This window comes from Actinacidiphila sp. bgisy160 (genome assembly GCF_965342435.1).
Lineage (GTDB): Bacteria > Actinomycetota > Actinomycetes > Streptomycetales > Streptomycetaceae > Actinacidiphila.
In genome coordinates this window covers 41,169-53,332 of sequence record NZ_CBDRCM010000054.1, presented here as the reverse complement: position 1 = coordinate 53,332, position 12,164 = coordinate 41,169, and the positions used below count along the sequence as shown (strand labels likewise).

10 protein-coding genes are annotated in these 12,164 nt (G+C 74.7%); 3 read left to right on the top strand and 7 right to left on the bottom strand.

Annotated features, from left to right (window positions below; all coding sequences use genetic code 11):
• Positions 1-217: 217 nt before the first annotated feature.
• From ACRWNP_RS30415 to ACRWNP_RS30385, 7 genes are all read right to left on the bottom strand, one after another.
• Positions 218-1,627 (bottom strand): carboxylesterase family protein, encoded by a 1,410-nt coding sequence (locus ACRWNP_RS30415; protein WP_431967008.1) that lies wholly within the window; start codon positions 1,625-1,627, stop codon positions 218-220.
• 121 nt (positions 1,628-1,748) lie between these two features.
• Complete coding sequence (locus ACRWNP_RS30410; RefSeq protein ID WP_431967006.1) at positions 1,749-2,510, bottom strand: VC0807 family protein; 762 nt, start codon at positions 2,508-2,510, stop codon at positions 1,749-1,751.
• Positions 2,511-2,646: 136 nt separating this feature from the next.
• Complete coding sequence (locus ACRWNP_RS30405) at positions 2,647-3,015, bottom strand: tetratricopeptide repeat protein (protein ID WP_431967004.1); 369 nt, start codon at positions 3,013-3,015, stop codon at positions 2,647-2,649.
• Complete coding sequence (locus ACRWNP_RS30400; protein WP_431967002.1) at positions 3,012-4,001, bottom strand: pirin family protein; 990 nt, start codon at positions 3,999-4,001, stop codon at positions 3,012-3,014. The genes ACRWNP_RS30405 and ACRWNP_RS30400 overlap by 4 nt, the downstream gene beginning before the upstream one ends.
• Before the next feature lie 143 nt (positions 4,002-4,144).
• Complete coding sequence (locus ACRWNP_RS30395; RefSeq protein WP_431967012.1) at positions 4,145-4,468, bottom strand: GNAT family N-acetyltransferase; 324 nt, start codon at positions 4,466-4,468, stop codon at positions 4,145-4,147.
• Positions 4,468-5,109 (bottom strand): FMN reductase, encoded by a 642-nt coding sequence (locus ACRWNP_RS30390; protein WP_431967000.1) that lies wholly within the window; start codon positions 5,107-5,109, stop codon positions 4,468-4,470. The genes ACRWNP_RS30395 and ACRWNP_RS30390 overlap by 1 nt, the downstream gene beginning before the upstream one ends.
• The gene (locus tag ACRWNP_RS30385) at positions 5,106-6,218 is read right to left on the bottom strand and encodes an LLM class flavin-dependent oxidoreductase (protein WP_431966998.1); all 1,113 of its coding nucleotides are present in this window, start codon (positions 6,216-6,218) and stop codon (positions 5,106-5,108) included. The genes ACRWNP_RS30390 and ACRWNP_RS30385 overlap by 4 nt, the downstream gene beginning before the upstream one ends.
• Before the next feature lie 714 nt (positions 6,219-6,932).
• Here ACRWNP_RS30385 and ACRWNP_RS30380 point away from each other — a divergent pair.
• From ACRWNP_RS30380 to ACRWNP_RS30370, 3 genes are all read left to right on the top strand, one after another.
• Positions 6,933-8,009 carry a carboxylate-amine ligase gene (locus ACRWNP_RS30380; RefSeq protein ID WP_431966996.1) on the top strand — a complete coding sequence of 359 codons (1,077 nt, stop codon included), beginning with the start codon at positions 6,933-6,935 and terminating at the stop codon, positions 8,007-8,009.
• Between the two features lie 484 nt (positions 8,010-8,493).
• Positions 8,494-11,637, top strand: a complete 3,144-nt coding sequence (locus tag ACRWNP_RS30375; protein ID WP_431966994.1) for a hypothetical protein — start codon at positions 8,494-8,496, stop codon at positions 11,635-11,637.
• The gene (locus tag ACRWNP_RS30370) at positions 11,525-12,160 is read left to right on the top strand and encodes a CHAT domain-containing protein (RefSeq protein WP_431967010.1); all 636 of its coding nucleotides are present in this window, start codon (positions 11,525-11,527) and stop codon (positions 12,158-12,160) included. Before ACRWNP_RS30375 ends, ACRWNP_RS30370 begins: the two co-directional genes overlap by 113 nt.
• Positions 12,161-12,164 lie beyond the last annotated feature (4 nt).

Sequence of the window (12,164 nt, the reverse complement as noted above, 5' to 3'; positions counted from 1 at the left end):
CCCCCCCCCCCCCGGGCCGTCCACCGCGCGCGTGGCCGGGGCCGTGGCCACGCCCGCGGAGCCGGGGGTCCGGAACGGATCGATGACGGGGATCGGACCGCGCACCCTGAGCGGCGCCATCTGGTCGGGATCGGAGAACAGGTCTCGCTCATCGTCTGAAGTCGACATGCCCGCAGCGTATCCCGTGTTCGAATATCTGTGCGATCCCCCGGAAGAGTTAACGGACCGGCGGCCCGAACCTCCTCACCTCCGCGGCCGCCCCCGGCTCGTACGGCCGCCACGGCCCGCGCTCGTCGCCGCCCCCGCCGCCCCCGCCGCCCCCGCCGTCCCCGCCCTCCGGACGGCCGGTCGCCACGAACGCGGCGAGCGCCCCGCCGAAGGCCCGGGCGAGGGCGCGGTCGGCGTCGTCCACCGGGCCCAGCATCGGGGCGTCGGCGTACGCCGCGAAATCGCCGAAGAGGAAGGGGAGTTCCGCGCAGTGTGTGGCGCCCAGGGTTCCGTCGTCGCCGGACGGGCGCCGCGTGAAGCGGTAGGCGTACGCGGGCCGGCCCCGTTCCGCGCAGCGGGCCGCGATCTCGGTGACCCCGGCCCCGAAGACCCGCTCGGTCCCCGCCGCCGGATCGGGGAAGCCGGCCGGCGAGGCGGCACGGAAGGCCGTCATCTCGTCCTGTGTGCTGCCCAGCAGGACGTCCGTGCCGTCCAGGCCGCCCGCGGCCACCGCAGCCATCGGGGCGCGGGGCAGCCCGGACCCGCCGAGCACCGGGTACATCGGCGGGGCGACGTCATCGGGCCGGGCGCGCTCGGCCGCCAGTCGTCCGTACGCCGACACCAGGCGCTCCGCGGAGATCTCCCGCAGTTGCGGCAGGTGTGTGACGCCCAGGAGCCGGAGATAGGCGGCGGTGACCTCGGCCGCCTCGGCGCGCTCCCGCGGTTCCAGTCCCCACGGCCCGCTCTCGGCGATCACCCGCCGGACGAGCCCGTGTGTCCCGGGGTCGACGGCGAGGCAGAGCGCGCTGTACGCGCCGGCCGACTGACCTCCCACCGTGACCAGCGCCGGGTCGCCGCCGAAGGACGTGATGTTGTCGCGCACCCAGCGCAGCACCGCGGCCTGGTCCTGGCCGCCGAGGTTGTCCGCGCCGATTTCCGGCAGGTACAGCCAGCCCAGGGGACCGACGCGGTAGTTGGCGGTGACGACGACGATGCCGCCGAGTGCGGCCAGCCGCGTGCCGTCGTACCAGTCCCAGCCGCCCGAGCCGGTGGTGAAGCCGCCGCCATGGAACCACACCAGCACCGCCCGGGGAACGGCGCCGACGTCGAGCGCCCCTTGCGGCGCCCACACGTTGAGGGTGAGGCAGCCGTCCTCGTCGCCGTGCGGCTCGCGCGCCCCCATGACGACCGCCAGCCGGGACGGCGCCTGCGGCACGTCGGGGCCGGCGTGGGCCGCGTCGCGCACACCGTCCCAGCCGGGATGCGGTGCGGGCGGGGCGAACCGCAACGCGCCCACAGGCGACGCCGCGTAGGGGATCCCGCGGAAGGCCGTCACTCCCCCCTGCCCGGTCACCCCGCGCACGCAGCCCCGCTCCGTGACCACCACCGGCGGTCGCTGTCCTTCGGTCTCACTGTCCATGGCAGCCGGTCTACCGGCAACGACCGGCCGGCGGCCACGACGCGCCGGGTCGGCGCGGCGGCAAGGCAGGACCCCGAAGCCGCCCGGACTGCCGAACGCGTGCCGTACGCGGCGGCTCCCGTCAGCCCCCCGCCTGAGCGTCCTGCGTCGCCTCCGCGTTCTCCGCCACCTCGGCGTTCTTCACCTCGGCGTTCTCCGCCGCCTGCGCCTCCGCCTCCGCCGCCTCCGCCTCCACGGCCGACCGCGCCCGCTCCTTGCCACGGGCGGCGGCGCGCCGGCCGTAGAGGATCGTCCAGGCGATGAGGACACCGGTGACGGCGTACGCCATCACCGAGTTGACCGTCACCATGGTGGCGGTCGAGAGCTTGTACGAAAGGCCGATCCTGGTGAGGGCCTCCAGGACGTAGCCGACCCCCCAGACGACGGTCATGGTGCGGATGACGTGGCGGAAGCCCTCGTACTGCCAGAGGCCGTCGAACCGCTCGGCGTCCTCCTTGGTGCCGTCGGTGCCGAACTTGCGCCCGAAGTAGAACATCAGCGGCCGCGGCGCAAGCAGGCTGGCGAGGCAGACCACCCCGAACAGGCCGGTGACGGCGGAGTCCTTGACCAGCAGCAGGCGCGTGGAATGCGGGCCCACGACGGTGACGACCACGGTGATCACCAGGAAGACGAGGGTGATGACGGCGAACTCGTCCACCTTGCGGCGCCAGGCGAGTGTGATGGCGGTGTCGAGCACCGGCCAGACGCCGGAGAGGAGCAGGGCGGAGAACTCGCTCCAGCCGGCGTCGGTGAGCCGGCCGTAGGTGAGGATGGGCAGGACGATGTTGAAGGTGATGGTGAGCGCCCAGCCGAGCGCGGACGACGTGCCTGAACGTTCGGACAAGGCTTTCCCCCCGTATTTGTTGCCAAGCCGGAGGGGAGGGTACGTGCGACGCCGCCGCCCCCGCCGGACACTTTGCCCAGGCTTTTAGGACGGCGGCGCTGTGCCGCCGGGCCCCGCTCCGGGGCCCGGCACCGGCTCAGTCCTCCGGGGACAGCTCCCCCGCGAAGGCGGCGGCGAGCCGCAGCCAGGGGGCGGCCTCGGCCTCGCGGCCCTGCCGCTGAAGGGTGCGCCCCAGCATCAGGTGCGCGTAGTGCTCGACCGGGTCGCGCTCGACGACCGCACGCAACTGCTCCTCGGCGCGGCCGAGCTGGGCGGAGTGGTAGTAGGCGCGGGCGAGCAGGAGCCGCGGGGCGACCTGCTCGGGCACCTCGTCGACCACGGCCGTGAGCAGCCGGGCCGCCTCGGTGTACTCCTTGGCCTCGAAGTAGAGCCCGGCGCGCGCCCAGCGCTCGGCCGTGGTCTCCTCGTGGGAGGCGTAGGACTCGTGGGTGGTGACGGTGTTCACGCGAGCTCCTCTCCGGGTGCGGTGTGCGGCATGCGGCCGGCCGGCTCCAGTCCGAACCGGCCCCGCTCGAAGTCCTCGACGGCCTGCATGACCTCGGCCTTGGTGTTCATGACGAACGGGCCGAAGTGCGCGACGGGTTCGCGGATCGGGCGACCGCCCAGGATCAGGACGTCAAGGGCGGGGGTGCGGCTGTCGGGGTGGCCGGTGGCCTCCAGGGTCAGGGTGTCGCCGCTGCCGAACACGGCCAGCTGGTGCGCGTCCAGCGGGCGCCGTTCGGCTCCGGCGGAGCCACGCCCGGACAGTACGTACGCCAGGGCGTTGAAGTCCGGCCGCCAGGGCAGGACCAGCCGCGCGCCGGGGCTGACCGTGGCGTGGACCAGCGTGATCGGGGTGAAGGTGCTCCCCGGTCCCGCGTGTCCCGCGACCTCGCCGGCGATGACGCGGACCAGTGCGCCGCCGTCGGGCGAGGAGAGCAGCGCGGACTCGGGGCCCTCGATGCTCTGGTAGCGGGGGGCGTTCCACTTGTTCGCCCGCGGCAGGTTCACCCACAGCTGGACGCCGTGGAAGAGCCCGCCGGAGACGACCAGTTCCTCCGGCGGCGCCTCGATGTGGAGGATGCCGCTTCCGGCCGTCATCCACTGCGTGGCGCCGTCGGTGATCGTGCCTCCGCCGCCGTGCGAGTCCTGGTGCTCCATGCGGCCGTCGATCATGTACGTGACGGTCTCGAAGCCGCGGTGCGGGTGCCACGCGGTGCCCTTGGGCTCGCCGGGCGCGTACTCGACCTCGCCCATCTGGTCCATGTGGATGAAGGGGTCGAGCTCCCGCGTCGGCACGCCCGCGAAGGCGCGGTACACCGGGAAGCCCTCGCCCTCGAAGCCCTGCGGGGCGGAGGTCACCCGGCGGACGGGGCGCTGCTCGGCGGTCACCGGGTCGGGCTCGGTGACACGGGGCAGCAGCAGGGTGTTCTCCACGGTCACAGCAGGCATGACGCCCTCCTCGGCAGTTCCGGCGGGCCCGGTCCGGGCCCCGCACAGCCGGTTTAACATTCAACCAACCGGATCCATTCCGGCCCGCCCGACCGCCCCTCCGCTCCCCGGAAGGCCCCGGGGACTCCCGGGGCCCGGGGACCTCAGAAGCCGAAGCGCGGACGCTCGCCCTCGGGCACCAGTTCCACGTACTCGGGGTGCTTGCCGATCCAGGCGCGGATGAAAGGGCAGAAGGGCAGCACGGCGAGTCCGCGCTCACGGGCCGCGTCCAGCGCGGCCCGGGCGAGGACCCCGCCGAGGCCGCGACCGCCGAAACGGGGGTCCACCTCGGTGTGGATGAACGCGATCTGGTCCCGGTACAGGTGGTACTCGGCGAAGCCGGCCACCTCCTCGGCACCGCCCTCCTCCGCCGCGTCGAAGATCTCGAAACGGGACTTGCCGGGGTTGTCGGCGACGCGCAGTGCCATCATCTCTCCCACTCGGGCCGCAGGGCGGCCAATTGCTGCTCGAACGGAACGACCGTATCCGCCGCGGCCACGGGGGCCGACGGCCGCGTCACCAGCAACGCCGCCAGTTCGCCCGCGGCGCGGGCGATGCGGGTCGGCAGGGTGTCGGTGAGCGCGTCGCCGCTGCCGCCCCAGTCCTCCGACGCCGCGTACACGGCGGTCGGGACGACCACGGCCCGCAGGTAGGCGAAGAGCGGCCGCAGGGCGTGCTCCAGCGCCAGCGAGTGCCGGGCGGTGCCGCCGGTGGCGGCGATCAGGACGGGCTTGCCGGACAGCGCGTCGTTGTCGATGACGTCGAAGAACGACTTGAACAGCCCGCTGTACGAGGCAGAGAAGACCGGCGTCACGGCGATCAGGCCGTCCGCCCGCGTCACGGCCGCGACGGCCTCCGCCAGGGCGCGGCCGGGGAAACCGGTGACCATGTTGTTGGCGATGTCCACGGCCAGGTCGCGCAGTTCGACCACCCGCACGTCGACCGTACGGCCGCCGTCCGCGACGGCCCGCCGTACGGCCTCCGCGAGCCGGTCACCGAGCAGCCGCGTGGACGACGGCGTGCTCAGGCCCGCCGATACGACCACCAGCCTCAGGGGTGCGACGGTCACTTCACGGCCTCCTTCTCCTTGTCCTCCAGGGCCCGCGCGTCACGCCGGGCGACCAGAGAGGCGTGCGTCGGGGCCTCCGGCACGTCCTCGGGGCGGCCCTTGGCGAACTCCTCGCGCAGCACCGGCACGACCTCCTCGCCGAGCATGTCGAGCTGCTCCAGCACGGTCTTCAGCGGGAGTCCCGCGTGGTCCATCAGGAACAGCTGGCGCTGGTAGTCGCCCGCGTACTCGCGGAAGGCCAGCGTCTTCTCGATGACCTGCTGGGGCGAGCCGACGGTCAGCGGGGTCTGCTCGGTGAAGTCCTCCAGCGACGGGCCGTGCCCGTACACCGGCGCGTTGTCGAAGTACGGCCGGAACTCGCGGACGGCGTCCTGCGAGTTCCTCCGCATGAACACCTGGCCGCCGAGGCCGACGATGGCCTGCTCGGGGGTGCCGTGGCCGTAGTGCGCGTAGCGCGTGCGGTACAGCTCGACCATCCGCTTGGTGTGGTCGGCCGGCCAGAAGATGTTGTTGTGGAAGAAGCCGTCACCGTAGTAGGCGGCCTGCTCGGCGATCTCCGGCGAGCGGATGGAGCCGTGCCACACGAAGGGCGGCACGTCGTCCAGCGGCCGGGGCGTGGAGGTGAAGCCCTGCAGCGGGCCGCGGAAGCGACCGGACCAGTCGACGACGTCCTCGCGCCACAGCCGGTGCAGCAGAGCGTAGTTCTCGACCGCCAGCGGGATGCCCTGGCGGATGTCCTGCCCGAACCAGGGGTACACCGGCCCGGTGTTGCCGCGGCCCATCATCAGGTCGACACGTCCGCCCGCCAGGTGCTGCAGCATCGCGAAGTCCTCGGCGATCTTCACCGGGTCGTTCGTGGTGATCAGCGTGGTCGAGGTGGACAGGACCAGCCTCTCCGTGCGGGCCGCTATCCAGCCGAGCATCGTCGTCGGGGACGAGGGCACGAACGGCGGGTTGTGGTGCTCGCCGGTCGCGAAGACGTCCAGCCCCACCTCCTCGGCCTTGAGCGCGATCGCCGTCATGGCCTTGATCCGCTCGTGCTCGGTCGGCGTCCTGCCGGTCGTGGGGTCCATGGTCAGGTCACCCACGGTGAAGATCCCGAACTGCACCGCCTTCACCCTCCTCCGTCGTCTCACGATATGTTGTTGATGATTCAACCATCCCTGCCAACGGGATGACCACCCGGGCTATTCCTCCCTGCGCGTCACCCTGCGGGGCCGGGCGCCGAGCGGTGACCGCGGCGGACGCGCGCGCCGGCATGACGCCCGGGACGGGACGGAACGGGGCGCGCCGCACCCCGCGTACTCGCGCCGAGGCGGACGGGCGGCGCGACTGGCCCGGGGAGGCCATGGGCCTGTACGCGGCGAGCTTCGTCGTCCCCGTGGACGGCGGTACCGACGACCTGTGGGCCCGCCGCGCGCGAGGCGCGGGCCGATCCACTCCCGGCTCCCCCCGGAGGAGGTGCGGCCGCTCGTACGTGTCTTCCGGCTGACCTCGTTCCTGCCGCACCGCGCCGCCGCCCTGCTGCGGCGCGGCGAGTCGCGCGGCCCCCGGTTCGACGGGGCCGTGAGCAGACACGCCTGGACCTCCCCGAGACGTACGGGCCGCTGCGACTGGCCGCCGTCCACGGCGCCGCGCACACGAGCCTGTCCGGGGCGCCGCTGGTGATCGTGGTGGGGCTCGGCGGGCGGCTGTTCCTCAGCGTGACGTCCAGGGCGGGCGAGGAGGCCGAAGGCCTGTGCCGGCGCGCCCTGGACCTCCTGCTGTCCGCCGGGTGAGGACCGCGGACGGATAGCGGCGCGCTCAGCGGGTATCGGAACAGGGTGGCACGCACCGTGGGAGTCGAAGAAGAGCTTCTCCTGGTGGACACGCGAACCGGGGAACCGCGCGCGGTGGCCGACGCGGTGCTGGACGGCGGACCCTGGTCCCGGGAGCTGGTGGCCGAGCTGCAACAGCAACAGCTCGAACTGAACAGCTCTCCCTGCGTCACCCTGGACCAGCTCAGGGAGGAGCTGCGCGCCTGGCGACAGCGGGCGGCGGGGCTGGCCCGCTCGGAAGGCGTCACGGTGGCGGCGCTGGGGACCTCCCCGCTGGCGGTGCCGCCCCGGCTGACCCCCAGGGGGCGCTACCGCAGGATGGCCCAGGCCTTCGGCCTCACCGCGCAGGAGACCCTGACGTGCGGCTGCCACGTCCACGTGGGCGTCGAGTCGGACGAGGAGGGCGTGGCCGTCGTCGACCGCATCCGGCCCTGGCTGCCGCCGTTGCTGGCGCTCAGCTCCAATTCGCCGCTCTGGCAGGGCGCCGACACGGGGTACGCGAGCTATCGCTACCAGGTCTTCGGCCGCTGGCCCACCGCCGGGCCGACACGCGGCTTCGGCTCCGCCGCGGGGTACCACGCCGCGGTGTCGCGACTGCTGGCCACGGGGATCCTGATCGACCAGGGCATGCTCTACTTCGACGCCCGGCTGTCGGCGAAGTTCCCCACCGTCGAGGTGCGCGTCTGCGACGTGTGCCCGGAGTACCAGGACACGGTGGTGCTCGCCGCCCTGGTGCGCGGCCTGGTCGAGACCGCCGCCCGCGAGTGGGCCGACGGGCGCCCCGCGCCCGACGACGAACTGGCCCTGCTGCGGCTCGCCTCCTGGCGGGCCAGCCGCTCGGGGCTGGACGGGGCCCTGCTCGATCCGCGTACCTTCCGTCCGGCCGGCGCGCACGACGTCGTCGAGACCCTCGTCGCCCACGTCGAGGACGCCCTGAAGGACGCCGGCGACCTCTACACCGTGCGTGCCGGCGTGGACCGCCTGACCTCCCGGGGCTCCGGCGCCCGCCGGCAGCGCGAGGTCTACGCGCACGGCGGCGCGGCCGCGGTCCTCCGGGACGCGGTCCGCCGCACCGCGGCGTGACGGCGCCGCAGTCGGGGGCGAGGCCCGGTTCTGCGTGCCGTGCTGACCGGAGCCGTCGGCTCCGCTGATGGCCGGCGCGCTGCCGGCCGCCGCGGTGGAGAACAGCAAGCCGGCCACGCGCACGGTGAGCATCGGCACGCTGAAGGTCTCGTTCAAGGACACCTGGCGAGGCACGGGCATGAAGACCTGGACGATCGACTCGTCCAAGGCCTCCGCGTCCTGGAAGAGGGACGGCGCCGGCCGGTGTAGCCGGCGGAACGCGTCCAGGCGGGCTCGCGTACCGGGGCCGCAGTGCCGGGGCGCCTCACGCCGCTTCACCGCCGGGCACCACGTGCCGGCGATCTGCGGGGCCGGGCGGGCCTTTCCTCCGGGTGAATGTGGGCGCGGCCCCGCGGGATGCTCCGTCGTGCCGCGGAGTGAGCGGTCGGTCACGCGGGGCGCGCTATCCTGCCGCGACGCCGGAAGCGGGGATCGGGAGCGGCTGATGACGGACGCGCGCGCGGCTGTGGACCGCATGCTGACGCGCTTCGGGCTCGCGGAGCCACCTGCCACCGCCCGCCTCGTCGACGGCGCCGGAACGACGCCCGGGAGCCTGCTCGAGGCGGCCGGGAACCTGTTGCGGGAATCCTGGCAGGGCGAGGACGGCCGGGCCCCGGCCGCCGCCGCGCTCGCGCTGATGGTGCTGGGCCTGGACACGGCGCCCCGCGGGCATCCGCTGCGCGCCCGGCTCGTCCTGCACCTGCAGTTGGCCGACCGCACCCTGGCGCGCATGCACGGTGACTTCCGCACCGCGCCCGAGGTCCGCCACCACCTGGGGGCGCAGACCCAGCACCGCTCACCCGACGATCTCGTGGCCGTAGCGGCCGTCTACCCGTCGGGCCCCGCCCAGCAGCCGTTCCGGCCCGCGGACCCCGTGGAGGGCAGGGTGGCGGAGCTGCTGGCGACGCTCCCGCCGGACGATCTGAGCCGCCCCGGGCTACTCGCCCGGCTCGCGCACTCCGCGCTGATCCGTTACGAGTGCGGGGCCACGGACGAGTTGCCGGCGCTGTGGGCACGCGCCCGGGAGGCCTTCGCCGCGGTCACCCCCGGGCACGTCGACGCACCGGACGCGGGAAGGGCGGCGGTGCTCGCCGGGATCGCCTGGATCCGGGCCCGTCCCCAGGACCGGGAGGCGGTCGACGTCGCCGTGCGGGGCGGGCGGCTGGCGGTGGCCGCCGCGAGCGGGCGCGCCATGGGCGGGCTCCGGGACCGGCACGAGATGCGCAGCGTCCACTTCGCGCTGGCGGCCGCGCTGATGTGCACGCTGCCCTGGGCACCGGCCCGCGCGACGATCGACGAGGCGATGGGGCACCTGGAGGCATACCGGGCCGAGGGGCTGCCGGACGACAACGGGGCCTACGAGGTCAACATGGCCTCGCTGCTGGCCGCCCGCGCGGTCGTCGCCTGGGAGGCAGCGGACGCCGCCGAGGCCGAGCGCATGCTGCGCGCGCTCCTGGAGCGGCTGCCGCCGGGCCATCCGCTGCTGCCGCACATCGCCGGGAAGGCCGCCGCCGTGGGCGAACTCCGCTCCAGGATGCGGCTCTTGCCGCGGTCCCTCGGCTCGGTGGTGACCCGCTTCCTGCCGATGATGGTGCGGTTCGCGCCCGCGTTGCCGCCGGTGCAGTTGCGGACGGCCCTGCCGCCCGACGGCTTCCGTGCCGACCCCGGTCCCGTACCCCGCCCGGAACCGAGCTCGGAACCCCGCCCGGAACCGGGCCCGGGCGCAGGCAACGGCGAGGGCGACGACCTGTACGCCCGCTTCACGGCCGCCTTCCCCGTCCCTCCCGACCTGCGGCCCCTGGTCGACGCCCTGGCCAAGGGCCCCGGCACGCCCCAGGGCATGGATCCGGCCTTCGTCGCCGACGCCGAGCGGCGGTTGCGCGAGGCGCTGGGGCGGACGGAGCCCGGCAGCACCGAACGGGCCCGGACGGCCGGACTGTTGATGGCGGTCATCGCGATGCGCTACATGACCGACCAGGACGCCGCCGTCATCGAGGAGGCGGCCGCGCTCGGCGACCGCGTCCTGGCCGAACTCCCGCACGGCTCCGCGGAGCACGCCCGCCTGGTCCTCGCCTCGGCACCGTGGCAGCACACGCGGGCGGTGCTCGCCATGGACGTCGGCGCACTGCGCACCTGCTGCCGGGAGTTGCGAGCCGCGCTCGACCTGCTGCCCGGGGACGCGCCGGAACGCGCCGCCGGGGAAGTGGAGTACGCCAGCGCGCTCACCAACCTGGCCGGGCTCACCCAGGACCCCGTCCTGGCCGCCGAGGCGCGTCGCAGGATCGCCGACGCCTCGCGGCGCGTGGAGCGGGCCCCGGGCCTGACGGACCTGCTGGGCGGGATGGTCACGTCGTACGGCCACTGGGCGGACTACACCGACGCCACCGTCCGCGGGGACCAGGAAGCGGCGCGGGCGGCCGAGGCCGCCTTGGCGGCGGAGCCCGCCGACGAGATGCCGGCGCTGCGGTTCGAGGTGGCGCGCATCGCGATGACCGACGCGCTGGAGCGCCGCGACTGGGCCGCGGCCGCCGACGCGGCCGCACGCGCCCTGGAGACCCTGCCGTCGATGGCCTCGCGCGCCCTGGCGCGAGGGGACCGCCGGGCCTTGGTCGACGGGGCGCTGCTCGGCCGCCGCTACCCCATGGCGCACCTGCGGACGGACGGCGCCGACCCGGCGTCCGCCGGCCGGCCGGATCCCCTGACCGGTACGAGCCTGGGACGCACCGGCTGCGCCGCGGCGCTCGCCGCCGGGCGGCCCGCGCAGGCGCTGGCCCTGCTGGAGCAGGGCCGGGCGGTCCTGATGGGCCAGGATCTGGAGGCCCGCGCCGATCTGACCGCGCTGGCCGCGGCGCATCCCCTGCTGGCCCGGGAGTTCTCCGCGCTCGGGGGCCGCCTGCGGCGGGCCGAGGCGGGCGACGACTACATGGAACGGCACGTCGCGGCCGCCGAGTGGGAGGCGCTGCTGATGCGCGTCCGCGGCAAGGTGGGCTTCGAGCGGTTCCTGATACCGCCCACGGAACGGGAGATGCGGGCCGTGGCGGCGGAGGGACCGGTCGTCGCGGTCAACGTGGACCGGTTGCGCTGCGACGCGGTCGTCGTCACGCGGGAGCGGATCTTCTGCGTGCCGCTGCGCGAACTGACGGAGGGGCAGCTGGCGCTGCGGGCACAGCAGTTCCTCACGGCCGTGAGCCTGCCGCGGACCGCCCCCGACGAGGAGCACGACCACGCCCGCGAACTCGTGCTGGACACCCTCGCCTGGCTGTGGCGGACCGTGGCCGAGCCGGTACTGAACGCCCTCGGCCTCACCCGGCCGCTCCCCGAGGACGCCCCCGCGTCGGCCGCGCCCCGCCTGTGGTGGTCTGCCTCGGGACCGCTGGCGTACCTGCCGCTGCACGCCGCCGGGCTGCAGCGCAAGCACCAGCTGCGCGACGGACGCACCGTCCTCGACCGGGTGGCCTCCTCCTACAACCCCCACCCTGCGGGCCCTGCTGCACGCCCGGCGGATCTCCTCCGGCCGCACCGGCGGACGGCTGCTCGCCGTCGGCCGGCCCACCGGGACGGCGGGCTCCGCGGGCGCCTCGGCGCGTGAGATCGCCGCGATCGCGGACGCGCTGGGCGGCGTGCGCGCCGTCGAGGGCGAGGCGGCCACCCCGGAACGCGTCCTGTCGGCCCTGCGCACGGCGCGCTGGGTGCACTTCGCCTGCCATGGCGTCAGCGACCCGCAGGACCCGCCCGCCAGTCATCTGCTCCTGCACGGCGGGCCGCTGAGCGCCGCGGACGTCTCCCGGCAGGAACTGCTCTACGCCGAGCTGGCGGTGCTGCTCGCCTGCCATACCGCGCACACCGGGCAACTGCCCGACGAGGCCGTCCACCTGGCCTCCGCCTTCCAGACCGCGGGCTACCCCCAGGTCGTCGGCGCCCTCTGGGAGGCCGACGACGCGGTCTCGGCGCTCCTGGCCGCCCGCCTGTACGCCGCGCTCCGCGGCCGGACACCCGGCGCCGTCGCCCCCGCGGACGCGGGCCGCGCCCTCAACCACGTCATCCGCGTGCTGCGCACCCGCTACGCCCGCTCCCCCGCGGCCTGGGCGCCCTTCGTCCACATCGGCCGCTGAGCCC